28 protein-coding genes are annotated in these 24,903 nt (G+C 63.9%); 19 read left to right on the forward strand and 9 right to left on the reverse strand.

The genetic code is table 11. The annotated features are described in order from the left end of the window. The first annotated feature begins 41 nt into the window (after positions 1–41). The 11 genes from DEIPE_RS15250 (at position 42) to DEIPE_RS15300 (ending at position 9,071) form a co-directional block, all read left to right on the forward strand. Positions 42–743 (forward strand): glycerophosphodiester phosphodiesterase, encoded by a 702-nt coding sequence (locus tag DEIPE_RS15250; RefSeq protein WP_015236865.1) that lies wholly within the window; start codon positions 42–44, stop codon positions 741–743. Between the two features lie 161 nt (positions 744–904). After that, positions 905–2,203 (forward strand): ABC transporter substrate-binding protein, encoded by a 1,299-nt coding sequence (locus DEIPE_RS15255; protein ID WP_015236866.1) that lies wholly within the window; start codon positions 905–907, stop codon positions 2,201–2,203. 113 nt (positions 2,204–2,316) lie between these two features. Further along, complete coding sequence (locus DEIPE_RS15260) at positions 2,317–3,288, forward strand: carbohydrate ABC transporter permease (RefSeq protein ID WP_015236867.1); 972 nt, start codon at positions 2,317–2,319, stop codon at positions 3,286–3,288. Then, complete coding sequence (locus DEIPE_RS15265; protein WP_015236868.1) at positions 3,278–4,114, forward strand: carbohydrate ABC transporter permease; 837 nt, start codon at positions 3,278–3,280, stop codon at positions 4,112–4,114. Before DEIPE_RS15260 ends, DEIPE_RS15265 begins: the two co-directional genes overlap by 11 nt. A 116-nt stretch (positions 4,115–4,230) precedes the next feature. Beyond that, a complete protein-coding gene (gene rpmE, locus DEIPE_RS15270; protein ID WP_015236869.1) occupies positions 4,231–4,446 on the forward strand; it encodes a 50S ribosomal protein L31 in 216 nt (71 codons plus the stop codon). Between the two features lie 175 nt (positions 4,447–4,621). Further along, positions 4,622–5,266: an ROK family protein gene (locus DEIPE_RS22425; protein WP_015236870.1), complete on the forward strand. Its 645-nt coding sequence runs from the start codon at positions 4,622–4,624 to the stop codon at positions 5,264–5,266. Between the two features lie 94 nt (positions 5,267–5,360). Then, complete coding sequence (locus tag DEIPE_RS25295; RefSeq protein WP_015236871.1) at positions 5,361–5,615, forward strand: ATP-binding cassette domain-containing protein; 255 nt, start codon at positions 5,361–5,363, stop codon at positions 5,613–5,615. A 100-nt stretch (positions 5,616–5,715) separates the two neighbouring features. After that, the gene (locus DEIPE_RS15285) at positions 5,716–6,741 is read left to right on the forward strand and encodes a sugar phosphate isomerase/epimerase family protein (protein ID WP_015236872.1); all 1,026 of its coding nucleotides are present in this window, start codon (positions 5,716–5,718) and stop codon (positions 6,739–6,741) included. Between the two features lie 16 nt (positions 6,742–6,757). Beyond that, positions 6,758–7,924: a Gfo/Idh/MocA family protein gene (locus DEIPE_RS15290; protein ID WP_015236873.1), complete on the forward strand. Its 1,167-nt coding sequence runs from the start codon at positions 6,758–6,760 to the stop codon at positions 7,922–7,924. 98 nt (positions 7,925–8,022) lie between these two features. After that, positions 8,023–8,631, forward strand: coding sequence for a thymidine kinase (locus tag DEIPE_RS15295; protein ID WP_015236874.1), 609 nt, complete (start codon positions 8,023–8,025; stop codon positions 8,629–8,631). Between the two features lie 152 nt (positions 8,632–8,783). Further along, complete coding sequence (locus DEIPE_RS15300) at positions 8,784–9,071, forward strand: hypothetical protein (protein WP_041230936.1); 288 nt, start codon at positions 8,784–8,786, stop codon at positions 9,069–9,071. 208 nt (positions 9,072–9,279) lie between these two features. Here DEIPE_RS15300 and DEIPE_RS15305 read toward each other — a convergent pair whose 3' ends face one another. Together DEIPE_RS15305 and DEIPE_RS15310 are read right to left on the reverse strand one after the other, a co-directional pair. After that, positions 9,280–10,992, reverse strand: coding sequence for a DEAD/DEAH box helicase (locus DEIPE_RS15305; RefSeq protein ID WP_015236876.1), 1,713 nt, complete (start codon positions 10,990–10,992; stop codon positions 9,280–9,282). 261 nt (positions 10,993–11,253) lie between these two features. Continuing rightward, positions 11,254–11,592 (reverse strand): winged helix-turn-helix transcriptional regulator, encoded by a 339-nt coding sequence (locus tag DEIPE_RS15310; RefSeq protein ID WP_015236877.1) that lies wholly within the window; start codon positions 11,590–11,592, stop codon positions 11,254–11,256. An 86-nt stretch (positions 11,593–11,678) separates the two neighbouring features. Here DEIPE_RS15310 and DEIPE_RS15315 point away from each other — a divergent pair, with 86 nt between their 5' ends. Further along, positions 11,679–12,299, forward strand: coding sequence for a nitroreductase family protein (locus tag DEIPE_RS15315; protein WP_041231617.1), 621 nt, complete (start codon positions 11,679–11,681; stop codon positions 12,297–12,299). 71 nt (positions 12,300–12,370) lie between these two features. On the opposite strand, the gene DEIPE_RS15320 is transcribed toward DEIPE_RS15315, so the two are convergent. The 3 genes from DEIPE_RS15320 to DEIPE_RS22430 all read right to left on the reverse strand — a co-directional run bounded on the left by DEIPE_RS15320 (position 12,371) and on the right by DEIPE_RS22430 (position 13,937). Then, complete coding sequence (locus DEIPE_RS15320; RefSeq protein WP_015236879.1) at positions 12,371–12,748, reverse strand: Fur family transcriptional regulator; 378 nt, start codon at positions 12,746–12,748, stop codon at positions 12,371–12,373. A 77-nt stretch (positions 12,749–12,825) separates the two neighbouring features. Beyond that, positions 12,826–13,278 (reverse strand): hypothetical protein, encoded by a 453-nt coding sequence (locus DEIPE_RS15325; protein WP_052326721.1) that lies wholly within the window; start codon positions 13,276–13,278, stop codon positions 12,826–12,828. After that, positions 13,275–13,937: a phage holin family protein gene (locus DEIPE_RS22430; protein ID WP_015236880.1), complete on the reverse strand. Its 663-nt coding sequence runs from the start codon at positions 13,935–13,937 to the stop codon at positions 13,275–13,277. The genes DEIPE_RS15325 and DEIPE_RS22430 overlap by 4 nt, the downstream gene beginning before the upstream one ends. A 142-nt stretch (positions 13,938–14,079) precedes the next feature. Here DEIPE_RS22430 and DEIPE_RS15335 point away from each other — a divergent pair, with 142 nt between their 5' ends. The 4 genes from DEIPE_RS15335 (at position 14,080) to DEIPE_RS15350 (ending at position 18,103) form a co-directional block, all read left to right on the forward strand. Then, positions 14,080–14,679, forward strand: coding sequence for a class I SAM-dependent methyltransferase (locus tag DEIPE_RS15335; protein WP_157448894.1), 600 nt, complete (start codon positions 14,080–14,082; stop codon positions 14,677–14,679). Between the two features lie 137 nt (positions 14,680–14,816). Next, on the forward strand, positions 14,817–15,701 hold the full coding sequence (locus DEIPE_RS15340; RefSeq protein ID WP_015236882.1) for a phytoene/squalene synthase family protein: 885 nt from the start codon (positions 14,817–14,819) through the stop codon (positions 15,699–15,701). A gap of 61 nt (positions 15,702–15,762) precedes the next feature. Next, a complete protein-coding gene (crtI, locus tag DEIPE_RS15345) occupies positions 15,763–17,484 on the forward strand; it encodes a phytoene desaturase family protein (RefSeq protein WP_015236883.1) in 1,722 nt (573 codons plus the stop codon). A gap of 145 nt (positions 17,485–17,629) precedes the next feature. After that, the gene (locus DEIPE_RS15350) at positions 17,630–18,103 is read left to right on the forward strand and encodes a hypothetical protein (protein ID WP_015236884.1); all 474 of its coding nucleotides are present in this window, start codon (positions 17,630–17,632) and stop codon (positions 18,101–18,103) included. A 55-nt stretch (positions 18,104–18,158) separates the two neighbouring features. Here the strand turns inward: DEIPE_RS15350 and DEIPE_RS15355 are convergent, their stop codons facing one another. Genes DEIPE_RS15355 through DEIPE_RS15365 form a run of 3 tightly spaced genes read right to left on the reverse strand, consistent with a single transcriptional unit; the run spans position 18,159 to position 20,737 of the window. Continuing rightward, entirely contained in the window at positions 18,159–19,058 is a 900-nt protein-coding gene (locus tag DEIPE_RS15355) for a complex I NDUFA9 subunit family protein (protein ID WP_015236885.1), read from the reverse strand. A 55-nt stretch (positions 19,059–19,113) separates the two neighbouring features. Next, positions 19,114–19,749, reverse strand: coding sequence for a Crp/Fnr family transcriptional regulator (locus DEIPE_RS15360; protein WP_015236886.1), 636 nt, complete (start codon positions 19,747–19,749; stop codon positions 19,114–19,116). 55 nt (positions 19,750–19,804) lie between these two features. After that, positions 19,805–20,737 (reverse strand): MerR family transcriptional regulator, encoded by a 933-nt coding sequence (locus DEIPE_RS15365; protein WP_245557544.1) that lies wholly within the window; start codon positions 20,735–20,737, stop codon positions 19,805–19,807. 175 nt (positions 20,738–20,912) lie between these two features. On the opposite strand from DEIPE_RS15365, the gene DEIPE_RS15370 reads away from it, so the two are divergent. From DEIPE_RS15370 to DEIPE_RS15380, 3 genes are read left to right on the forward strand one after another with little or no spacing between them, the layout of a single operon-like run. Beyond that, positions 20,913–21,794 carry a beta/alpha barrel domain-containing protein gene (locus DEIPE_RS15370; RefSeq protein ID WP_052326722.1) on the forward strand — a complete coding sequence of 294 codons (882 nt, stop codon included), beginning with the start codon at positions 20,913–20,915 and terminating at the stop codon, positions 21,792–21,794. Beyond that, positions 21,794–22,693: a UbiA family prenyltransferase gene (locus tag DEIPE_RS15375; RefSeq protein WP_015236889.1), complete on the forward strand. Its 900-nt coding sequence runs from the start codon at positions 21,794–21,796 to the stop codon at positions 22,691–22,693. Before DEIPE_RS15370 ends, DEIPE_RS15375 begins: the two co-directional genes overlap by 1 nt. 1 nt (position 22,694) lies before the next feature. Beyond that, positions 22,695–24,074, forward strand: coding sequence for a phytoene desaturase family protein (locus tag DEIPE_RS15380; RefSeq protein WP_157448895.1), 1,380 nt, complete (start codon positions 22,695–22,697; stop codon positions 24,072–24,074). A gap of 19 nt (positions 24,075–24,093) precedes the next feature. Here the strand turns inward: DEIPE_RS15380 and recO are convergent, their stop codons facing one another. Beyond that, a complete protein-coding gene (gene recO, locus DEIPE_RS15385; RefSeq protein WP_015236891.1) occupies positions 24,094–24,834 on the reverse strand; it encodes a DNA repair protein RecO in 741 nt (246 codons plus the stop codon). Between the last annotated feature and the right edge of the window lie 69 nt (positions 24,835–24,903).

The raw sequence follows: 24,903 nt of genomic DNA on the forward strand, positions 1-24,903 counted from the left end.
GACGCCGACGTTCGGTCACTTTTAACCGTTACGATACCAGCGTGAAGCGTCCATTGTTGCTCGGCCACCGAGGAAGCCCCCGTGTGCATCGTGAAAACACTCTTGCCAGCTTCCAGGCAGCGCGAGACGCGGGCCTCGACGGCGTAGAACTCGACGTGCGGCGCTGCGCGGACGGCACGCTGGTCGTGCACCACGATGCAGCGCTGTTCGACGGACGGCCGATCGCGCAGCTGCTCGCGCATGAACTGCGGCCCCACCCGGTGCCGACCTTGCCCGAGGTGCTTTCCTGGGCTGCCGACACCGGCGCTTATCTGAACGTCGAGATCAAGTACGAATCCAGCTGGCCCGACGACCGTGTGGAGCAAACGGCAACGCTGCTGCAGCAGTTCGGGCTGCAGCAGCGTTGCATCGTGTCGAGCTTCAACCCGCTGATTCTCGCCGCACTCAGGCAAAAGGCGCCCAGCATCGAACGGGGATTTCTGTTTTACAAGCCTTACCAGTGGGGCGCACTGGACGGTCCGGTGGCCGTGGGCCGCGTGCTCGACGTCTCGGCACTTCATCCGCACTGGCGACTGGTGACACCAATTCTGATGACGTCGGCGCGTCGTCACGGCTGGCGTGTCAATACCTGGACCGTCAACGAGGAACAGGAGGCCGCCCGATTGATCGGTCTTGGTGTGGACGCCCTCATCGGCGATTTGCCGCGAGTGTTACTGGGTGCCGCTGGCCGTCACCTCAATTGACCCCGGCCTGACACCACTTCCCTAGACTTCGGGTGGTGTCACCATGGATAGATGGTGAGCCACCCGTGACTACCAAACGCTCATTTGTGCTTATATGTAGAAACACTTTTCAACACTGGTCCGTGCGTCCGCGACGGTCGCCGTGCTTCTGGAGGTTGGTTATGAACGCAGCAAACATGAAGAAACTGATGTTGGCCCTGGCGCTGGCAGGTACGGCCGGAGCGCAGACCACGGTCGAGTTCTGGCACTCTTTCGGGGACGCCAAGCGCGGCGGCTGGATTCAGGCGCGCGCCGACGAGTTCAACAAGCAAAACCCTTCGATCAAGGTGGTACCGTCGTTCAAGGGCGGCTACAACGATTCGCTGCAGGCGACGATTCTGGCCGCCCGGCAGAACAAGGCGCCCGCCCTGGTGCAGATCTTCGAGGTCGGCAGCCAGCTTTCGCTCGACAGCGGCGTGTTCCAGCCGGTAAGTAACATCAAGAACGTCGACTTCAGCGATTACATCAAGCCGGTCATCAACTACTACACCATCAACGGCAAGGTCAACAGCCTGCCCTTCAACTCGTCGAGCCCGGTGCTCTATTACAACCAGGACTTGATGCGCAAGGCCGGCCTCGATCCCAAGAATCCGCCGACCACCTTCGGTGCCCTGCAGAAGGCCTGCGCGAAGATCGTGGCCGCGAAGCTCGACGCCAAGTGCTTCGGCGCGCCGCTATACGGCTGGTTTGTCGAGCAGTGGATGAGCCAGCAGAACGCCACCATCGTGAACAACGGTAACGGTCGGCAGGCGCGTGCCACCGAGAGCAACCTGGATAGCGCGGCGGCCCGCAAGATCTTCCAGTTCCACAAGGACATGCAGGACAAGGGGTACTACACCTACACCGGCAAGCTGGCCGATACCGACGGCAGCAACGCCATCTTCACCAATCAGAAGTCGGTGTTTCACATCAACTCCACGGCGGACATCGGCAACGTGACCGACGCAGCCCAGAAATCGGGCTTCCAGCTTGGCATCGGCGTATTGCCGATTCCCGACGGCACCAAGCGCAACGGTGTGGTCATTGGCGGAGCGAGCCTGTGGATCGCCAAGAATATCAGCAAGGAGCAGGCTGAGGGGGCGCTTGACTTCGCGCTCTACATGACCAACACCAAGAACATGGCCGATTGGCACAAGCTGACCGGTTATTACCCGGTGCGCAACAGCTCGATTGACCTGCTGCGCAAGGAAGGCTGGTTCAGCAAGTCCCCGCTGCAACTCGTGGCCTTCAACCAGCTCACCAAGACGGTCTCCAACCCGGCCAGCGCGGGCGGTCTCAACGGCGCGGCCATCGAAACCCGCAAGATCGTCGAGGAAGGCCTGCAAAAAGTCGTGGGTGGCCAGAGCGTCGACGCCGCCGTGAAGGACACCAAGGCGCGTGTCGACAAAGCGCTGAGCGACTACAACAAGAATTTCCGGTAAACGTGTACGTGCCTGAACTGTAGTGAGTGCACTGCCGAACCGAACAATTACAGTTTTGGCCATTTGTGCCTGCCCCCCTGTTAAAGGGGGGTTAGACCTTTGAAGGAGAAAGTATGCAAATTCCCACCCCGCGTGGTCTGAAGCGGGGCAGACCGCGCGTCAAACGGGAAGTTCAGGAAGGGCAGCGCGACGGTGCGGTGTTCCGTGGCCGTTTCTTTCCCTGGCTGTTCCTGCTGCCGACGTTTGTCATTCTGGCGCTCTTTTTGTACTACCCGGCCCTGCAGACGTTGCGGCTGAGTGTCTTTCGCAGCAACATCGTGCTGGGGAACGAATACTTCGTTGGCATGGAAAATATGGTGGAGCTGCTGACCAGCCCCGTCTACCATCAGGTGTTCGTGCAGACCCTGATCTTTGCCGGCCTGGTGGTCATTCTGGGGTTGACCACTGCCCTCAGCCTGGCCTGGTTGGCCAGCCGCCCCATTCATGGAGGGCGGTTCTACCGCCTGATGCTGATCTATCCCTACGCCCTGTCCCCGGCCATCGCGGGCACCCTGTGGCTTTTTTTATTCAATCCCGAAATTGGCGTGGTCAACCAGCTGTTGATGTCCGTCGCGGGGCTCAAGCCACGCTGGCTGGATGATCCCATTCTGGCCTTCGGGCTGGTGACCCTGGCGGCGGTCTGGAAAGGACTGGGGTACAACGTCGTCTTTTACCTTGCGGCCATTCAGAATCTGCCTACCGAGGTCATGGAAGCCGCCGAGATCGACGGCGCGACACCCATGCAGACCTTTATGAAGATCATGCTGCCGCTGTTGTCGCCCATGACGTTCTTTCTGGTGTTCGTGAACGTGGTGTACGCGCTTTTCGATTCGTTTGGCCTGGTCGACATCCTGACCAAGGGTGGGCCGGTGTTCGGACAGGCTGGCATCACGACGTTTCTGGTGTACCAGCTCTACCTCGACGGTTTCACCAACTTCAAGACCGGCCTCGCCGCTGCGCAGGCAGTGCTGTTGCTGATTCTGGTGGCGGGTATCACGATTCTTCAGTTCAGACTGAACGGGCGGAAGGTGCACTATGGCGGCTAAAACGATGCGGGCCACGCCCCTCAAGCTTTTTTTCATTCACGCCACGCTGATCATGGCGATTCTGCTGATCGCCAGTCCGCTGTTGTTTGCCCTGATCAAGGCCACCCAGGCAAGCAACGACGTCATCTCGCCACGGCTGATTCCGGGTGGAGACTTCATCAACAACGTCCGTTCGGTCTGGACCGACGCCAACCTGGGGCGTTACATGATCAACTCGCTGATCGTGGCCACCAGCGTGACGATCGGCAAAACCCTGCTCTCCGTCCTGGCTGCCCTGGCGTTCGTGTACTTTCGTTTTCCGCTCAAGAGTCTCGCCTTTGCGCTGGTTCTTTTCACGCTGATGCTGCCGACGGAGCTGCTCATCGTGGCGCTCTTTGATCTGGTGGGGCAGACGCTCGGCTGGGCCAACTCGTATCTGGCGATCATCGTCCCGTTCCTGGCCAGCGCGACGGGAACGTTTTTGTTCCGCCAGCACTTCATGAGCATTCCCGACTCGCTTGCCGACGCTGCGCGCATTGACGGCTGTGGTCCGCTGCGCTTTCTGTGGCACGTGCTGATTCCTATGAGCACCAACACCATCGGCGCGCTGGCGGTGATTCAATTCGTGTTCGTATGGGACCAGTATCTCTGGCCGCTGGTGATCATGCAAAACGACGAAAAGCAGGTGGTGCAGGTCGGTCTGCGCAAGCTGATCGACGTGGGCGGTCAGACCGACTGGGGTGCCGTGATGGCGGGCGCCATCGTGACGATCATTCCACCGCTCCTGATCTTCACCTTGCTGCAAGAGCAGTTCAGCAAAGGCTTCGCGCTCAGCCAGGACAAGTAACCCTGGCTTGGACGGCTTTCCCTTTGAGCATGCCTGGTGCTATACTGGCAAAGTTGCCCGCTACGCACGAGGCCCTACATCAGGTGGGCGCCCGGAGGGTGGCGGCGGAGGACACCATGAAGAAGGACATTCACCCGAAAGCCGTCCCCTGCAAGATCATCTACCAGGGCCAAGTCGTGATGGAGACCCTATCGACCAAACCCGAAATCCACGTGGAAGTGTGGAGCGGTGTGCACCCGTTCTGGACCGGCGAAACCCGCTTCATGGACACCGAGGGCCGCATCGACAAGTTCAACAAGCGCTTCGGTGACAGCTACCGCCGTAAGAAGTAACTATCCTCAGACTGACCCCCGCTTCGGCGGGGTTTTCTTTTGTTTGGAGCCCTCGAGCTTTGACCTGACTCTGGACGAAGTTTGATCTTGACGGATCGAAGGCCCGAGCCTACACTCACGCTAAGTTAATCACTTCATCTTACGAAGTCCGCGAGCAGTCGGGAGGTGCAGGGTCGTGCAGTCACAGGCCTGCTGGAACGAGCTGTCCAGTGCAGAACGCGTGGTGCTCGAAGCCGTCTTCTGGGAGCCTGGTGTGCCACGCAGCGCCCTGGCGCTGCAAGTGCAGTTCTCAAAAAGCAAGCTCAACGGAGCCGTCGCGTCGCTGCTGATGTCCGGTCTGCTTTGCGAATCGGGTGAGCAACGTTCGACAGGCCGCCGCAAACCGGAAGGTCTGAGGGTCCACGATGGTCTGGGCGTCATCTACTTCGGGAATGTCGGGTGTGTCGAGGCGGTGGCGGCCGGGCCGGCCATCGCCCGCACCGCCCGCACGGCCGCCGAGTCCGGGGAGAGCGCACTGCTGTCACAGTGGCTGCGCGCTGGAAACCTGACGACACCCCTCGACGTCGCGCGTGCCAGCCGTGAAGCTAACCCGGTCGCCAACGCCATCATTCAGAAATCCGGCCAACTGATCGGTCAGATGCTGGCCGCGCTCGTGAACTTTTACAACCCCTCCCACATCATCCTGACTGGAGGCATCACGAAAACCGGCCTGCTCTGGCTGGCTTCCATTCGCCAGAGCGTGTATCAGCGTTCGCTGGCATGTCCACACGCCACCTGGAAATCCGTTGCGGCAGCGGTGACGAGCGTGCGGGCCTCGTAGGAGCAGCCACGCTCGCGATGCTCAGCACCCTGCGCGCCGCTCGGTTTTCCGTGCCAATGGAACTGACCCGGAAACGACAAATTCGGGGAAGCGCATGAGGGGCGCGGCTCCCTACATCGAATTTCGCAGGGTCAGCAAGGTGTTCGGGTCGGTGCAGGTGCTGTACGACATTAGCTTCGACATTCATGCTCAGGAAGTGCACGCGTTGATCGGTGAGAACGGAGCGGGCAAGAGCACGCTGATGAAGATTCTTGCTACTTCCCCAACTCACCCTTCTAAGGCGCTCCCGGTTAAGTTCGAGAAGGCGTTCCTGGCCGGAGTTGGACGTTTGAACGAGAGAGACTTGTGAACGAGAGAGACTTGAAGCGCGTCCGGTGTTCAGTGCTCAGACAGGAAACTTTTGCTGCTGGGCGCCGAACACCGACCCTTGAACGCCCAATGGAGGATGCATGACACGACCGATTACCTTGTTCACCGGCCAATGGGCCGACCTTCCCCTGGCCGAACTCGCCCCGATGGCCCGGGAAATGGGCTACGACGGTCTGGAGCTCGCCTGCTGGGGAGATCACTTCGGCGTGCAGCGCGCGCTTTCGGACGAGTCCTACGTGTCGCAAACACGGGAGCTGCTGGGCAGCCACGGTCTGCAGGTCTTTGCGATCAGCAACCACCTGGTCGGGCAGGCGGTATGTGACCGCATCGACGAACGTCACCGCGACATCCTGCCCGCGCACGTCTGGGGTGACGGCGACGCCGAAGGTGTGCGCCGGCGTGCCGCGCAGGAGATGATCGACACCGGCCGCGCCGCCGCCAGGCTGGGCGTCAGCGTCGTCAACGGCTTTACCGGCAGCAGCATCTGGCACAGCCTGTACGCCTTTCCTCCCACCAGCCAGGACTACTGGCAGGCGGGCTTCGATGATTTCGCGCGCCGGTGGCTGCCCATCATGGACGCCTTCGACGAGGTGAACGTGAACTTCGGCCTGGAAGTCCACCCCACCGAGATCGCCTTTGACATCGCCTCAGCCGAGCGGGCACTCGACGCCATCGGCCGTCACAAGCGCTTTGGCTTCAACTACGATCCGAGCCATCTGGGCTATCAGGGCGTTGATTACGTGGGCTTCATCCGCCGCTTCGCAGACCGCCTCTTCCACGCGCACATGAAAGACGTCTGGTGGGGCCACGGCAACGGGGAGGTGGGCGTCTTCGGTGGCCACGTGAGCTTCGGCGACCACCGGCGCTTCTGGGATTTCCGCAGTGTGGGGCGCGGTGACATCAACTTCGAGGAAATCATCGTGGCCCTGAACGACATCGGTTACCAGGGCCCTCTGAGCGTCGAGTGGGAAGATTCACGCATGGACCGGGTGCACGGCGCCTCCGAGAGTGCGGCCTTTCTGCGCCGTCTGGACTTCACGCCTGCAGCGGGCGCCTTCGACGCGGCGTTCTCCAAGGCGGACGCGTCCGGAAAGGCCGGGAACTGACGTGGCCGCCGAGGACATGAGAAAACTGCGCATGGGCATGGTGGGAGGCGGGCAAGGGGCCTTCATCGGCGCGGTGCACCGTCACGCAGCCGCGCTGGACGGGCAGATCGAGTTTGTTGCCGGCGCCTTGTCGAGCACGCCGGACAAAGCGCGCGCTTCCGGGCGGGCGCTCGGCCTGTCCGCTGAGCGCAACTACGGGTCGTGGGAGGAAATGCTGGAGCGTGAGCGCGCCCGACCGCAGGGTGAGCGCATCGACTTCGTAAGTATCGTGACGCCGAACCACATGCATTACCCGGTCGCGCGCGCTTTCGCGGAAGCCGGCATTCACGTCGTCTGCGACAAACCGCTGGTGCATACCAGCGAGCAGGCGAGCGACCTGCTGCGCGTCACGAAGCGCTCGGGTGTGGTCTTCGCGGTGACGTACAACTACACCGGCTATCCGATGGTGCGGGAAGCGCGGGAACTGGTGCGCTCGGGCAGACTGGGCGACATCCGCAAGGTGATCGTGGAGTATAACCAGGGCTGGCTGGCCCAGCAGCTGGAGGAAAGCGGCAACAAGCAGGCCGACTGGCGCACCGATCCTTCGCGCAGCGGCATTGCAGGCGCCCTCGGTGACATCGGCTCGCACGCCGAGAACCTCATGACCACCGTGACGGGTCTGGAACTCGAAGCCTTGTGCGCCGACCTCACGACCTTCGTGCCGGGTCGCCGGCTCGATGACGACGCCAACATGCTGCTGCAGTTTCAGGGCGGTGCACGCGGACTGTTGTGGTCCTCACAGGTTCAGATCGGGAGTGAGAACGATCTGCGTCTGCGCGTGTACGGAACGCGCGGCAGCCTGACCTGGCATCAGGAGGACCCCAACGCGCTGCAGTTCTTTCCGGCGGATGGTCCGGAGCAGGTCCTGCGGCGCGGGAACGCCTACCTGTCCGCTGCTGCCCAACGCGCGACACGCCTTCCTGCCGGCCATCCGGAAGCGTTTCTGGAAGCGTTCGCCAACGTGTACCTGGGCGCCGCCGAAGCCATGCGTGCCCACGCGGAGGGACGCGCCCCCGATCCGCTGCTGGCTGACTTTCCCACCCTCGAGGACGGCGCGCGCGGCGTGCATTTCATCGAGAAAGCCGTTGAGAGCGCGCAGAGCGAGCGAAAGTGGACGGAGGCGCGTTGGGCAGCGCCGGACTGAACGTCGTAATTTCGTGCAGTCGCGCCCCCCGTGCTGCGGGTGACCGGCGAAGCTCCTGCATCATTACCCCTGCCTTGGCAGTAGAATCGAGCCCGTCCATGTTGCGCTCTCCTTATCACGGCGGTCACCTGGAAGTGATCGTCGGTCCGATGTTCAGCGGAAAAAGCGAAGAACTCATTCGCCGTGTCACCCGAGCGGTCATTGCCCGGCAGCGCGTCGCGGTTTTCAAGCCGGCCATCGATGACCGCTACCACGCCACCCACGTTGCCAGCCACAGCGGACGCAGCGTCGAGGCCCACGCGGTGCGTTCCTCCGAGGAAGTGCGCCAGCTGCTGCGAGGGGAGACTCCCCTCCTCAGCGGTGAGGTCGAACTGCCTGACGTCGTGGGCTTTGACGAGGCGCAGTTCTTCGATGCCGGTCTGGTGCCCCTGGCCCTGGAGCTGGCTCACGCAGGGGTGCGCGTGGTGATGGCCGGACTTGATCTCGATTTTCGCGGGGAGCCCTTTGGCGTGATGCCCGACCTGCTGGCCCGCGCGGAGAGCGTTGAGAAGCTGACGGCGGTGTGCGTGGAATGCGGCGCACCCGCTACGCGCACCCAACGCCTGATCGCTGGTCGGCCCGCGCGCTATGACGACGCGGTGGTGCTGGTCGGGGCGCAGGAAAGCTATGAGGCGCGCTGCCGGGTGCATCACGCCGTGACGCGTTGAACCGTGGCCCGTTGATGGCAAGCTGACGGGAAAATGACCTTGTATGAGTGTTTGACCGGGGTGCTGTCAGCCTGTTGTCAGGCGCCCTGAGCATACTTGACCCATGAGCGAGGGCGCGTCTGAACAGCAGTCGCTCAGGAAGGATGTGCAGAGTGGCCACATCAACCCCCCGGTTACTCAACGTCGAACGTCAAGGCCTGACCGTCGTGCTGCACGTCCGTGACCAGCACGGACAGCAATCGCAGGTGCGCTGTGGCCAGGGTGAAAGCCTCAACCCGCGCAACTGGCAATGGAGCCGCAACAGCCTCGCCGCCTTTGTGCGTGACGACCCTCAGGCGTATGTGAGCTTTACCGACGGGGGACGGCAGCACCGCTTTGCCGTATCCACCGAAGAGCAGTTGCTGCAGTTCAAACGCATCCTCAATAGTCCTGTGGCCTGATACGCACTTGCGTTCATTTCGGAGCACCTGAAAACACCACTCAGGTGCTCCTGCATTGCCGCAACCTCGCTGCTGCGTGGACGCCCCGTTCGGCGGCGACTGCTTCGCTTTGCTCAGTCGTCAACGCAACTTGGTATGACTGGTGTGCAGTGCAAGCGAAAGGAGCCTCAGATGAGGCTCCTTTCGCTTGCATTTCTGTGTTGGTCGATCAGCGGCGGTCGCGGCTGTCCGAGCGGGGGCGGGCGCCGCGTCCGTCGCGCGATCCGCCTCGTGACTCGCCGTCACGCGAAGCGTAGCCGCCACGGCCCCGGCTGTCCGAGCGTGCGCCGCGACCGTCCCGGTCACCGTAGCGTCCACCACGGCTTTCCCGTTCGGGCATGTCGAAGAGTTCGGGAAGCTCGTCGGCCACCTCGACGCGCACCTCGCCTTCCAGCGGGCTTTTTTCCAGCAGCGTGGGAATGTTGGCGGCGGGAATGTCGGCCACGGCACCACCGCGCCACAAGCGGACCTTGCCCAGGCTGCGGGACTCGATGTCGAGGCCGCGGGCGATGAGGGCCACCGCGCGCGCGACGCTCATGCGCTCGGCGTGCAGAATGACGGTCGTCATGTTTTCCTCGCCGGAGAGCAGCGACGCACTCGTGGCCGGGGCGGTCACGCCGGCAATTTTGGCGAGTGCACGCGCCAGGGCATCGACGCCCAGTTCCGCGAACAGTTTCTCGGCTTCTTCTTTGAAGCTGGCACCCAGATCGTTTTCGATGTGACGCACCGCGTCGGCTGCGGTACGTGCGCTGGCTTCACGAACTTCCTTGGCCGTCGGGACGGCGCGGGGAGTGAAGCGGACACCAGTAGCGCGCTCCAGGTTGGAAAGCTCGCGTCCCTCGCGGTCACCGTACAGCACGATGGCGGTGCCTTCGCGTCCTGCTCGGCCCGTGCGGCCCGAGCGGTGCACGTACGCTTCGGTGTCGTTGGGCATGTGGTACTGCACAACCAGGTCGACTTCGGGAATGTCGAGACCGCGCGCCGCGACGTCGGTGGCGACCAATACCCGCACCCGCCCGGCCCGGAAGGCACCGAGGGCGCGTTCACGCTGGCTTTGGGCCAGGTCGCCGTGCAGCGCTTCGGCTTCGATGCCCCGGTGAATGAGTTCCAGCGACAGTTCGTCGGCTTCGCGTTTGGTGCGGGTGAAGACGATGGCCCGCTCGGGGTTGTAGACGGTCAGCAGGTCGGCCAGCACCCGTGTACGAACGCGTCCGACTTTGATGGCCAGGTGCGTGACGGTCTGGGAGGCCTGCGAGGCGCGCTCACCGACCAGGTCCACCAGCACGGGATCGCGCTGGTACTGACGCGCCAGGCGCTCGACGCCGCTGGGAAGCGTGGCCGAGAACAACATGGTCTGGCGGTCCTTGGGAGCCGAGCGCAGAATCTGCTCGATGGCGTCGGCGAAGCCCACGCTGAGCATTTCGTCGGCTTCGTCGAGCACGGCGATCTGCACGTCGTCAAGCCTCAGGTTGCCACGTTCCAGGTGATCGATGATGCGTCCAGGCGTGCCGACAACGATGTCCACCCCGCGCATCAAGGCTTTTTCCTGCGGGCCGTAGGCGGCGCCGCCGTAGACCGTGACGGTGGTGAGGTGGCGCGCACTTTGCTCTGCCTCGGCCGCGACCTGCTTGGCGAGTTCACGGGTGGGCGCCAGGATGATGGCGCGCGGTCCGCGTCCGCTCTGGCGGCTGGCTTCCAGGCGGGTGGTGATGGGGAGCACAAAGGCGAGCGTCTTGCCGGTGCCCGTGCGCGCGCGGCCGATCAGATCGCGTCCCGCGAGGGTGTGGGGCAGGCTTTCGATTTGAATGGGTGACGGCGCGGAGATACCACGCGCGGCGAGCGCCTCCGCGAGGTGCGGAGCGATGAGGTCAGTAAATTGCATTGAATCCCTTTCTGGGAGAGCGTTCCCCCGTACTCGGGCTCTGACGCTTCACTTCAGCGTAACTCGGGCATCGCCGTGTGCGAACCCAGCCGGGTAGGATACTCTCCTGGTACTGCTTTGCTTGACTCGTGGTGCCTGGAATGTACGAATGCTTGAACTGGGCCGCAGACAGCGGCGGGGTGCCGTGTGGGCACGCAAGTGTCCAGTATACACGAAAAGACGGAGCGCGAATAGCCGCTCCGTCTGAAGGTCTCAGCAGTGTCAGGGCTGCAACACGGCTTCTTCGGGCAGATAGGTGCGTGCCCAACCGTCGACGGCGTCGATGACCGTCTGCAGTTCGCGCCCCGAGGCCGTCAGGGCGTAGTGCGTGCGGGGGGGCATCACCGAAGTGACCGTTTTGGAGATCAGGCCCAACTTTTCGAGGTGGTCGAGGCGCTGCGCCAGGGTAGCCGGGTTGCAGCCGCCCACCGAGCGTGACAGCTCATTGAATCCCTTGTCGCCGTGAAGCAGGGACCGAATGATGTGCATCACCCATTTTTCCTGCAGGATGCCAATTGCCCGATGCACCGGGCAAAAGCTTGCATGGCCATCGTTTGACATGACTTAGTATACGCCCACAAGCATGAAGCGGTAATGTGTTATTCATACCGCTTTACTTACCGAAGCACTTCGGGTAGTATATGGGCATGACGCAAGCCTCGACCAAAACGCTGTCCGTTCAAGAAGCCATCGAAACGCGCCGCTCAATTCGTCAGTTCGAGCAGGCCCCACTCGACCAGGGGGATCTGCGTGAGATTCTGCGCCTGGCTGGGCTCGCTCCCAGTGCCTGGAACGCCCAGACCTGGCGCTTTGCAGTCGTGCAGAGCCCCGAGCTGCGGGCGCAACTCCAGGAAGCCGCCTACGGTCAGCCTCAGGTCACCAGTGCACCGGCCGTGATCGTGCTGTACTCCGACATGGAAGAAGTCCTGGCGACTGCCCGGGAAACCGCGCATCCTGGTATGGGTGAAGAAGGCGCGGCGCAGCAGGAGCAGACCTTTCAGAATGCCTTCGGCGCCATGAGCGTCGAGCAGCGCGCCGCTTGGGCCAACGCCCAGGCCAACATTGCCCTGGGGTACCTGATGATTGCCGCACGTGGTCTGGGCTACGACACCGTGCCCATGCTGGGCTTCCAGCCTGACAAGGTGCGCGAGCTGCTTGGCCTGCCCGCCCATGCACAGATCGCCGCCCTGCTGCCCATCGGCCGCCGCGCCCATGAGGGTTTTCCGCACCACCGCCACAGCACGGACCGCATCACCAAGTTCTACTGACCGTACGGCCTGAGCAACAAAGGAGCGGGGTATAACCCCGCTCCTTTTTGCGTTATCGACAAGAACGGCGCTCAGGCCGCACATCGGGGACACAGGCCGTACAAGGTGACCTCGTGCGCCTCAACCACGAAGCCGCCCGGATAGACGGTGCCGCTGGGCAGGCTGACCGGGCACAGCGCCAGATCGAAGACGCCGCCACACTTGCGGCAGGCAAAGTGATGATGGTGACCCAGATCGGCCCGCTCAAAGCGTGATTCGCCGTCCAGTGACAGCGCCCGAACGCGGCCGTCTTCCTGCAGCAGTTTGAGGGTGCGGTACACCGTGGCGATGCCCAGCGCGGGCAGCTCTTCCTGGGCGCGCTCCAGCAGTTCGGGGACGCTGAGGGGCCCGGGCGCCCCTTCCAGTACCCGCAGAATGGCGTCGCGTTGTCGGGTCTGGCGCTGGGTCACGCGCTATTTTAACACTGATAACCGGAAATCAAAAGCGCCCGCGCACCGCGGGCGCTTTTGATTTCCGGTCTGGTGCGTTACATCGGGCGGCGAGGATCGGACTCGATCCGCACCGTGGTTGCCGACGGCTGCCGGGCCTGCTCGGCCTTCTGATTCAACTGATCGGCAAGGCGCTCGATCTGAGGAGCCAATACCCGCTCCTGAAGCACCTTCACGGCAATGGTCATCACTGCGGCCGTCAGGGCCCCGCCGATGCCGCCCTTGGAGGCTTTCTGCTGGGCCTTGTACAGGCGCATCTGCGCCTTGGTGTACGCTTTTTGTTCTCTGGGGCTCATGTCGGGCCGCAGGTACACCGTGCGGGTCCGGGGAAAGCGCCGACCCACCAGCAAGCCCAGCAGCAGGCCGAGGCCGCTGGCCCCGCCGATCAGTTTCATCGGGTCCTTTTGCATCTGGGCATACAGGTTGGTGCGGTAAGCCAGCGCGTCGACCGAACGACGCAGCTCCTCACGGGCATCACGCTTTTCGGTCACTTGCGGTCCTCCTCGGTGATTTCAGGTCGGGTACTCACTGGAATGCCGTCGGGTTGCAGCGTAGCCCCTGACGCGCTGCCGCTGCTGGGGGCGCTGTACACCGTGGTGGTCGCTTGCGCACCCGTGCCGGCAACAGAAGTTCCCTTGCCACTCTGGCCTGAGTTGCTCTGGCCCGACGTTTCGCGGCGCAGGTCGGCCTCGGCTCGAGCGAGCTTCTCCTCGGCTTTTTCGACCTTCTTGTGGTCCTTTTCAGTCTGTTTCTCGGCTTTTTCGAGCTGCTTTTCGGCGTGCTGCACTTCCTCACGCGCCAGTTCCTCTGAACTCTGGGCGTCGTCCTTGACCTCAGCCGACAGCCGCTTGATGCCGAGCATCACCAGCACGCCCGTGACCACCAGGGCCAGCAGTGCGATGATCAGCGCGCTCGCCCAGGCCGGCAGCACCAGCAGCAGGGCATAAAAGAGCGCCAGAATCAGAAAGATCAGCGCGAGGCTGAGCGGCGCGACCGCCGCGAGCAGCAGCACGACCCCGATGCCCTTGGCCTTGACGACGTTACCGACACGGCGCGAGAGCAAACGCAGCTCGGTTTTGACGAGCGAAAGTGCTGCGTCAAAGACGTCGACGAGTGCGCCTCCTATACTTTTTTGTGGATGTGGTTGCATAGTTACCGCCTCACAAGAGAACCAGATCGAACAGACCCCGGAATCGAGGATCAGCATAATGGTTCGGGTGAGAAGCAGTAATGTACCTAAAGAAGCCCTAAAATACCCGCTTCAGCGGACCCCGGCCCAGCGCAGCAACTTCGTGCCTGGCGTCGCATGGGGCTATCAGACCTGGCGTGAGGTGTCGCTGGGCCTGCTCTCAGGCAGCCGGCTGACCTTGCAGAACGAGGAACGTCTGTTTACAACGCTGGCACAGCCTCGACCCGGTGAAAGCTGGCTGGACGTCGGCACCAGCAGCGGTTTTTATGCCGGCGTCCTGGCGCGTGCGGGCGCGGACATCCTGGCCATCGACATCGCGCCCTCAATGTTGAAGGTCGCGCGAACCCGCCTTGATCGGCATCCGGACCAATCAGCACGCGTCGACTGGGCCCTGATCGACATCGAGGAGAGTGGACTGCCGGACGGCTGTTTCGATGGAATCGCCGTCGGGGCGACCCTCAACGAGACCGCGAGACCGTGGCGGGCGCTCGGTGAAATGCAGCGTCTGCTGGCTCCTGGCGGACGCTTGTGGCTGATGTACCTTTCGCGCGGCGGAGGAGCGGTGCAGAGCCTCCTGTCAAAGTACGCTGGCCTCACGTTCGCCGACCGTGCACAGGTCCGCCGGGCCCTCTTCGGGTGCGACCGGGTGGCGGCGGACGTGCGCCGCTCGGTGACCTTCGAGCTCTATGTCCGCCGGACCTGAACGAGTGGCCGGGACGGTACCGCTGTGCCGTACTGTCCTGGGGTGGCGACTATACTGCCAGTTCAAATTAGGCGTTTTGTAAGAAAACCGGAGGTTCGCTGCTTGCCGCTTGCTTACACTTCGAACAGGGGAGCGAGATGGCGCCGTCAGATCTTACAGCCAAACTGCCAGGCAGCGCGATCACGCATTGCCGCGACGTCACCCGGGACCACTCCAAGACCTTTTATTTCGGGTCACGCTTTTTTGGCCCGGCCGAACGTCAGGCGGTCTGGGCGGTCTACGCGGTCTGCCGCCACGGTGATGACATCGTCGACGAGGGCGATCCGCACAGCGCGCCGCGTCGTCTCGAAGCCTGGTGGCACGGTGTCCAGGGCGCCTTTGCCGGAACTCCCAGCGCCGACCCGGTGTTTCAGGCGCTCTGCTGGGCGGTGGCGCGCTTTCCAATTCCGCGGGGTGCCTTCGAGGAACTGCATCTGGGGCTGCGCATGGACCTGGACGGTCACCATTACCGTGACATGACCGAACTGGAACTGTACTGCCGGCGGGTGGCGGGGGTGGTGGGATTCATGATCGCTCCGATTGCCGGTTTCGACGGGGGAGAGGCAACCTTGCAACGTGCCCTCAAGCTGGGTCAGGCCATGCAGCTCACCAACATTCTGCGCGACGTGGGTGAAGACGCCGCGCGCGGTCGGCTGTACCTGCCCGAAGACCTGCTCAGCGCATACCGGCTGCGTGCGCGGGACATCCACGGCGCCACCGTGAGCAGCGAATATCAGGCACTGATGCGTCACCTCGTAGCCACCGCGCGCACCTGGTACGCCGAAGGGCGCTCGGGTATTCCCCGCCTGCGCGGACGTGCCCGGCTGGCCGTCGGCGCGGCCGCGTCCGCGTACGAGGGAATTCTCGATGCGCTGGAGCAGAACGACTTTGACAATTTCTCACGCCGGGCACAGGTGAGCGGTACGCGCAAACTGCTGATGTTGCCGGGCGTCCTGTGGCGCTCGCGCGGAGCGCCGGGATGAAGCGTGCATCGGCGCATCGGCTACAGACGCAGGCGGCGCCGGGCTTTCATGCTGGGGCATCGTGACGCCTCAACAGCAGACGCCTCAAGCGCAATCGCGGTCGGCTTCCCGATCGGGTCGATCCAAAACGGCCGTCATCATCGGTGCGGGTTTCGGTGGACTGGCTCTGGGCATCCGCCTGCAGAGCCTGGGCTTTGACACCACCATCATGGAACGGCGCGACGCTCCGGGTGGACGCGCCTACCAGTTTCAGGCCGACGGCTTCACCTTCGACATGGGGCCGACAGTCATCACCGTGCCTCACTTCATCGAAGAGCTGTTCTCCCTCGAACGGGGGAAGGCAGGCTTGCTCGCCCCTGACTTTCCGCCCGCAGTGGTCAGCGCGCCGCGGGTCATGAGCGGCCTGAGCGGAGGACCGGCGACAAGACGGTACGTGGACATCGTGCCGATCCTGCCGTTTTACCGGATCTACTTCGACGACGGCAGCTTTTTTGATTACGACGGCGACCCGGAGGGCACGCGCGCGCAGATTCGCGTGCTCGCCCCCGAAGATCTCCCTGGCTACGAACGCTTTCACGAGGACGCCCGCGCCATCTTCGAGCGCGGTTTTCTGGAACTGGGTTACACCCATTTCGGAGACCTGGGCAGCATGCTGCGCGTCGTGCCCGATCTCCTGAAACTCGACGCGGTGCGCACCCTGTTCTCTTTTGCCCGGAAGTACTTCAGAAATCCCAAGATGCAGCAGGTCTTCAGCTTCGAGACGTTGCTGGTGGGGGGCAATCCGCTCAAGGTGCCGGCCATCTACGCGATGATCCACTTTGTCGAGAAGACCTGGGGTGTGCACTATGTGATGGGCGGAACGGGCGCACTGGTGCGGGCTTTCGTGCGCAAGTTCGAGGAACTGGGCGGCACCATGCGCTACAACGCCCCTGTGGCGCGCATCGAGGTCACGGACGCGCGCGGCGGGATGGGCGGACTCTTCTCACGCCGCTTTGCCCGCGGCGTGACCCTGCAATGCGGCGAGCACCTCGCGGCCGACGTGGTGGTGTCCAATGGTGATTGGGCCAACACCTACCTCAAGTTGATCGAGCGCCGACACCGCCGCGTCAACAGCGATGCCCGCGTCAAGCTCGCCCGGCAAAGCATGTCGCTGCTGGTGGTCTACTTTGGGTTCCGTGCCGACAGCCTGCCGCTCGATCTGCGTCACCACAACATCATCCTGGGACCCCGCTATGAGGAACTGCTCACCGATATTTTCGACCGTAAGGTGCTCGCGGAGGACTTCTCGCAGTACCTGCACCTGCCGACCTTGACCGATCCTTCGCTGGCGCCGCCCGGATATCACGCGGCGTACACGCTCGTTCCGGTGCCTCACAACGGCAGCGGCCTTGACTGGACCGAGGTGGGCCCCAAACTCACCGAGCGGGTACTGCGTTTTCTGGAAGAGCGCGGCTTCATTCCCGGTCTGCGTGAGCGGCTGGTCTACCAGCACTTCGTCACGCCCGATTACTTCGAGCAGGAACTCGACAGCTACCAGGGCAATGCCTTCGGAGTCGAGCCGGTCTTGATGCAAAGCGCTTATTTCCGGCCCCACAACCGCAGCGAGGACATCGGTAACCTGTATCTGGTGGGGGCGAGTGCGCAGCCGGGGGCAGGCACGCCGTCGGTCATGATGTCGGCCAAAATGACGGCGCGTGAAATTGCACGTGACTTCGGCGTTCATTCCAGTATTCTGCAAAGCGCGTTCCCGCAGGAGGACCCGGAAGTTCCCGTTCGGGGCTGAGCACCCTTCAGCGATCATTGTGACTTCGGCCATGTTCGAAGGGCGCCATTCATGGAACAATACAAAGGTTGCGCGCATGATTGCGCGAAGCCCTTAACCGTTCTTTCCCCGGCGCTTGCCGGGGTTTTCATGCCGGAGGCGTCGCATGTTCAACCCACCTACCATTGACGATCTGCAACAGACCCGCCGTGCCAACGAGAAGCTCGTGCTCGCCGCCCTGGAATCCAAGCCCGAATGGGTCGAAACCGAACTGGCCCGTCATACCAGCCTCGCCTTGAGCCACCTGCGTGCCGCCCTGGCGTCGCTGCTCGATCAGGGCCGGGTGCGCCGTCTGCCGGGCACCGGCACCCGCGCGGTGTACGGCCTCGCCGATCCCGGCCTTGCCGACGTCGAAGCTACCCCGCTCACCAAGGAAGCCGAGAAGGTTCTCGAGTACCTGCGTGGCCGCGCTGACAGCGCCCTGCACATGGCCGAGCAACTGCGCATGACCCGCGAGGAAGTCATGGCTGCCCTCAGCCTTGGCAATGCGCACGGGCTGATCTCCTGTACCTTCGTGGGTTCGCTGGTGATCTTCCGCCTTAAGGAAGCCGTTGTCGACCGCCAGCAGCGCGTCGCGTAATTCCAACCCAAAAAGCAAGCACGGCGAGCCACTGCTCGCCGTGCTTGCTTTTTCCTCAGGACTTCGCTCCCGCTCCTCGCAGAATGCCGGGCAGCGCTTCGCGCAGTTCGAGCATGGGCAGATCAAAGGCAGTCCTCGCCGGTTCGGGATCGGCGGTGTTGCCTTCCAGCAGCATGCGGTACTGATCACGGGTGATGGGTGGCCGGGGCAAAATCTGCATCAGGGGCACGGCCAGGTTCATGACACCCAGGGGGACGTACAACAGCGGTTTACGCTGACCGAGCGCCTGCAGTTCGAGCTTTAGCAAGTCATCGAAACGGAATTCCTGAGGGCCGGTCAGCTGGTAGGTCTGTGAGACCGAGGTCGGCCGCTGCAGGGCGCGTGAGAAGGCCAGCGCCACGTCGTGCACACTTACCGGGCGGAACGGAAAAGCGCCGCTGCCGATCACCGGAACGATGGGCGCGCTGGAAACCAGATTTTTGAGTACCCGTGCGAAGAAGTCGTCACCCGGGCCGAAGATCAGGCTGGGCTGAAAGATCGTGAACGGTAAACCGCTCGCACGCACCAGCGACTCCGCCTCCGACTTGCTGCGCGAGTAGCCGCTGGCGCTGTCCGCCCGCGCGCCGAGGGCGCTCATGTGCAGAAATCGGGTTTGCGGCGCGCACGCCTCCAGCAGGTTGCGGGTTCCCTGCACGTGCACCTGCTCGAAGGTCTGCGTGCCTCGTTGCGCGATGATGCCCACGAGGTGCACCACCACTTCGGGGCGCGCGGTGCTCATGGCCTGCCGGACGCTCGTGCGGTCGGTGACATCGAGCGCGAGCGCGGAAACCTCGGGCAACGCCCCGCGGACCGAACCGCGCCGGGAACCCAAGAGGACGTCATGCCCGTCCCGAACGAACTGCCGGGCGACCGCCTGTCCGACAAAACCGTTGCCTCCGGTGATCAAGATGCGCACAGATGGGCCTCCTTTGGCATGCAACCGGTCGTGAGATCAGATGGTCGGGAGCGCTTCAACGGGGATGGGTCTCGCTGGAGCCGTGCGAGGCGAGTTTTTGCAAACCGCTCAGGTCCAGCAGGATGATGTGACGGTAACCGCTTTCGATCAGGCCGGCTTCGCGCAACTCGGTGACGATTTTGCTGACGCTCTCGCGGGTACTGGCGCTCCCTTCAGCCAGCAACTCGTGGGTAGCGCGAATGTACAGCCGGTCTTCGGCATCCTCGGCGCCGAGCGGAGTATCGGCCAGTTCCAGCATGTAGCGGACCACCCGTTGTTTGAGGTCACCGCTTTGCAGGTGAACGCTGAAGTTCATGGCTCGCCGCAGTTGCGCGCTGAGACTGCAAGAAACCGAGAGCAGCTCTGCTTCGCTCAGGTCGTTCAGATCGAACGACGCGACCAGGGCGCCCGTCAGCGCTTCGGCTGAATGTGAATACACGCCGGTGTCACCCGATGCGTCCACAAAGGTGCTCTCGCCGAAGTAGTCGCCTGGCAGCACGTGCCGGACCGTCAACGCCCGGCCGCGTGGCGTTGCTTGGTAGAGACGCACGAATCCGGTTTCGGCCAGAAAAATTCGTTTGGCAGGCTCGCCCTGCCGGTAAATGGCTTCGCTGCGCTGATAACGGCGCTTGTGACCGGGCCCTTCGTTCACCGTGACCTCCAGTAAGGCAGGGCACGAAACCCGACACCCGATGGGGATTCACAGCTCACGACCGGTCACGCTCCTCGAAAAATTCGTGCAGTCGCCGGGAAGCGCTCACGGCGTCCGGGCCGAGATAGTGTCCCCCCAGGGCGCCGGCCTGAGCGGGACAGGCGTTGAATGACGCTCCGCCGAAAAAGAGGGGAAGCCCGACCGAATCCAGGGCAGTTTGCTGGCTGGGCAGGCCATCGAGCGCTTCTTGCGAATTGGCCGACAGCAGCACTGCTTCGGCGCCGACTTGCCCGGCATACAGCGCGAGGTCAGCGAGTGGGGTATTGGGACCCAGGCAGTGCACCCGCAGACCGCCGCGCCGCAGAACCACCGACAGCATCAGCAGACCGATCTCATGCTGCTCGCCAGGAACACACGCGGCCACCACCACCGGACCCCAGCGTGGCGAGCCGGCCGCATCGAGAAGCTGGGCGATTTTGCCGCGCAGGAAGGTGCTCGCCTGATGCTCGTGCGCCACGGTGATTTCACCGCGCGCCCACAAGTCACCGATGTCGTACAGCACCGGCTGAATGACTTGAATCAGCACGTCCTCCACCGTCCAGCGGGAGTGGGCCCACGACAGCAGCTCGGCGGCGCGCGCGTGATCGGCTGCCAGCAGGGACGCGCGCAGCTCCGTGATCAGTTCGCGCAGCTCTGCGGGTGCTGGCGGATCACCCGACGGTGCCTGAAAGAAACCGCGCGACAGCTGCACCGCCCGGCTGATCGAGATGCCCTCTGCCAGCCGGGCACGCAGAAACTCGATGTGGGCCAGGTCAGTCGCGCTGTACAGACGGTAACCACTTTCGTTGCGCAGCGGGCGCGGGGTGCCGTAGCGCCGCTCCCATTGCCGCAGGGTGGTTGCAGGCACGCCCGTGCGCTGCTCGACCTCGCTGGCGGTGTACAGCCCTGTGGCGGCGCTGATGCTGGCGTCTGGCATACCTTGGGTCATCCCTTCCAAAAAGGCCATTTCACACTCCGGCCGGCCCTCCTGAATACCCTTTGTACAGGCTTGGCGCGCACGTTTCGGTATGTTCTCTGACGGTGCGTCCTGAGCAAGCCCCCATCTTGCCTTTTCCCTTCACGCTTGCCAGGGAAATGTGCGCGGCAGGCCCTATAATCCGCGCATGACGCCAAGCCCTGGCGTGCACTCCCGCTGGACGTATGTCGAGTGCCCTCGCGACTCCTGGCAGGGACTGCACCGCCCGATTCCGCTGCAGTCCAAGATCGATTATCTGCTCGCATTGCTGGAAGCCGGATTCACCCACCTGGATCTCGGCTCCTTTGTCAGCCCCAAGGCCGTTCCGCAACTCGCCGACACCGGGCAGGTCCTGGCGGCGCTGCCCAGCCCCCGGCCCGGCAGAGCGGATGAAGAGACGCGTGATTACCTGTGCATCATTGCCAATGCTCGTGGCCTGGAAAGCGCTGCGCAAGAAGAAAAAGTCACCAGCGTCGGCTACCCGCTTTCGGTGTCGGATGCCTTTCAGCGGCGCAACACCGGAAAGTCCCTTGAAGAGTCATGGCCGCTGCTGGCCGAACTGCGCGCGCTGGCAAGCGAGGCCGACAAGCGCCTCGTGGTGTATCTCTCGATGGGTTTCGGGAATCCCGACGGCGAGCCGTGGGCGGTGCAGACCTCCTTGGACGCCGTCGCGCGCTGCCGGGATCTGGGGGTGAGCGACGTCGCCCTGGCCGACACGGTGGGGCGCGCCTCCCCCGAACTGGTTGCCGAGGTGTGCCGCGCGGCCGTGGCCCGCTTCGGTCCTGACAAGTTGGGAGTGCACCTGCACGCGCGAAGCGAGCAGGCCGTGGCGCTGGCACTGGCGGCCCGCGACGCCGGTATCCGCTGGTTTGAAGGCGCACTGGGTGGCGTGGGCGGCTGCCCTTTTGCGGGGGACACCCTGGTTGGTAATCTGCCGACCGAACAGATCGCGCCCGCACTCGGCCTGCCGTTCGAGAACCTGAGCGTGCTCGCAGAGCGAGCGCGCGCCTTGCAATACGATTACGCCTGATGAACCGCACCCGCGCGCTCACCCCACCAGCGCCCCTTGCCCCAGCCCGCCTGGCCAGGCAGCTGCTGCTGGTTTCACGCCCAGCCTTGTGGATCAACACCGTGGGCGTGGGCGTGGTGGGGTTGTGGCTCGCGGGCAGCTTGTGGAGCTGGGAAGCGCGCTGGCTGGTCTTGCTGTTGTGGCTGACTTTTCCCTATAACCTGCTGATCTACGGCCTCAACGACTGTTCGGACCGCGCCGAGGATGCCGTGAGCGAGCGCAAGGGTGGCTGGCAGGGGGCGCGTCTTGAAGCCGAGCACCTGCGACCGTTGTTGTGGGCCATTCCGTTCGTCAACGCACCTTTCGTGCTGTACTTCGTTTTGGCTTTTCCGTCTGCGGCGTTGCTGACCCTGACGCTGGCCATGTTGCTTTTCACGCTCTACTCGCTGCCTCCGGTACGTTTCAAGTCGCGCCCGCTGCTCGATTCTCTCTCCAACGTGGCCTACGCGCTGCCAGTGCTGGTGCCCGCCCAGCTGCTGGGCCAGCCGTGGCCGCTGTGGCCGCTGTTGGCCCTGATGGCGTGGTCGGTGGGAAAACACGCCTTCGACGCCGTACAAGACCTCACGGCCGACCGGTCGGCCGGTGTGCGCACCGTCGCGACGACGCTCGGCGTGGTTGCCACGGCCCGCTGGTCGCTGGGATGGTTCGTGCTGGCCGGAGCGCTGCTGCTGCCGGTCAGCGAACTGAGCGCGTGCTCGGTGTGGCTGATGAGTGGCGCGCTGTCGTTGCGTTTGCTGCGTGACCCGCGAGAAGCCACGGCCCGCAGGCTGTATCCGCTTTCGCTGCTCAGCCCCTGGTTGCTGGGAGCGGTGGCCGGAGTGCAGCTCGTATACCAGCTGGCGCGCGCCGTGGCGTCCTGACGTGCGGCGGACACGCTCGGTGGGCGTCATCGGTGCGGGCGTGGCCGGCCTGACGCTGGCCTGTCTGCTGGCGCAGCGGGGTCACGCGGTCACGGTGTACGACCGCGGTCCGCTGGGAGGTAAGCTGCAACGCGTCTGGCACGCCGGGCGCTGGATCGACAGCGGCCCGTCGCTGTTCACCTTTCCAGGCGTCTGGCGTTTGGTGCTTTCAAGGCTGAGTGAGACCGATCCCCTCGATCTGCAGCCGCTGCCCGGGCTGGGCGTCCATTATGTACCCGGCGCGCAGCTGCCCTTGCCTGTTCCCGTGGACCATCCGCTGTACGAACACTGGGTCCGGTACTGCAACGAGGTCGCGCCGCTGGCACCTCACATCCAGACCTTGCTGACAACCCCACCCAGCCTGACGCGTCCGCGTTTTGTCGAGGCGAGCCGCGCACTCGCCCGCCTGCTGCTCCCACACCCGAACGCCGAGCGTTGGCTGCGCGCGAGGGCGCTTCCCGCTCCGCTTCATCACGCGCTGGCCGCCCACACCCTCAACGCCGGGGTAGGACCACACGCTGGCTCGGCGCTTTACGCGCTGTTGCCCGCCCTGATGGCCCACGACGTCTGGCGTCCCCGCCAAGGAATGTTTGCGCTGATCGAGGCGCTGTGTGGCTTTGCCCGTGCGCGTGGCGTGACCTTGCGCCCGGACACCCCCGTCGAGCGGCTTGACGTCCGGGGGGGCCTGGTGGACCTTGGGAGTGAAATGCGGCGGCACGATCAGCTGGTCTCGGCCATTGACCCCACCCGGCTGGCCGGGTTGCTGGGTCGCGCCACGCCGCGTGGTGTACTCAGTGTCTCCGGGCTCGCCCTCTACGGTGTGACGGCCTCTGAAGCTGAATTGCCGTTGCCGCCCACCAGCGTGATTGCGCCGTCGGACTACCGATCCTTCGAGCAGGCCATGCGGGCGCGGGTGCTCGCTCCTGACACGCTGAGCCTGGTGCACTATCAGCACTATCAGGCCTATCAGGCCTCCGCACGCGTGCTGTCCGTGCTGTTGACCGTCCCCGCCAGTGCGGGGGCCTACCGCGCGCAGCATCCCTGGGTGGCGGGACAGCTGCGCCGAATCGAGGAGCAGCTCGGTGTTTCGCTGCACGGCGAGTTGAGCACGGCCCTGCGGATCTCACCCGCCGATCTTGCCGTGGGAGGGGCAACAGGAGGCGCCATTTACGGTCGGGTGTTCGCGCCGTGGCGCGCCGGTCCCCTGCATCCCCAGCGCTACCGTCTGGGTGCGCGGCTGTGGCAGGTCGGCACAGGCGTTCACCCTGGAGGTGGGTTGCCGGGCGTGCTGGGCAGCGCGTTGATCGTCGATGAGCTGCTCCAGCAGCACCACGCACCCTGAGAGTCCTCCGACACCAGACTCACTGCATCTGCACCATGGGCAGGGATTCATGTGGCAGGGCTCTCCAGGAACGCACCTCACCCACGTGCAGCGTGACAAAGCGTTCCAGGGCTTTCCAGAGACTGGCGCGTGCCTCCACTGCCAGGGGAGAGACCATCAGCATGCGCACTGTCGAGCGGGGTAGGCTGCGCAGAAACTCCACGCCTTCTGGCGGTAGTGCAGGCAACTCGGCACAGGCAGCGCACACCAGGTGCCCGCTGAGGGGGTCCGGGTGGCGGGGGTTGGGGGCTCCACAGCGTGCGCAAGAGGCAGCGCGCGGTACGAAGCCGGCCAGGATCAGCAGTTTGTAGCTCATGACCAGCGCGACCCACTCGGGGTCGGTGTGGTGACTCAGGCCGCGCAGGGCGCCGGAAAACAGCTCAAAGGCCTGCTCGCTGTGCTCACCTTCCTGAACGAGCGCGTCGGCCAGCTCGGCCAGCAGGTGAACGTAGGCGTAACACTGCGGGCCGGCGAGGCGCGGCAGGGCCCCTTCCAGCACGATCTGCTGAATGGTCGGCAGATCGTTTCTCGGGGTGGTGTAAATCTGCAGGGTCAGGTGCTGAAACAAGTTGAGCTTGCTGCGCAGCGCGCCTCGCGCGCCGCCACGGGCAATGGCGCGCAGTTTTCCTTGCGGCGTGAGCATCGTCAGAATGACGTCCCCGGCAGGCGTGACATACCGCCTCAGGACGATTCCGCTGCGGTTGGCATGGCGGGAAGACACATTGCCAGTCTAGCAACCACGCATTCTTCACGGAGTAAGACAGGCACGTTATGTTTATGACGTAGTGAG

The organism is Deinococcus peraridilitoris DSM 19664 (genome assembly GCF_000317835.1).
In the GTDB taxonomy this organism is placed as follows: Bacteria; Deinococcota; Deinococci; order Deinococcales; family Deinococcaceae; genus Deinococcus_A; species Deinococcus_A peraridilitoris.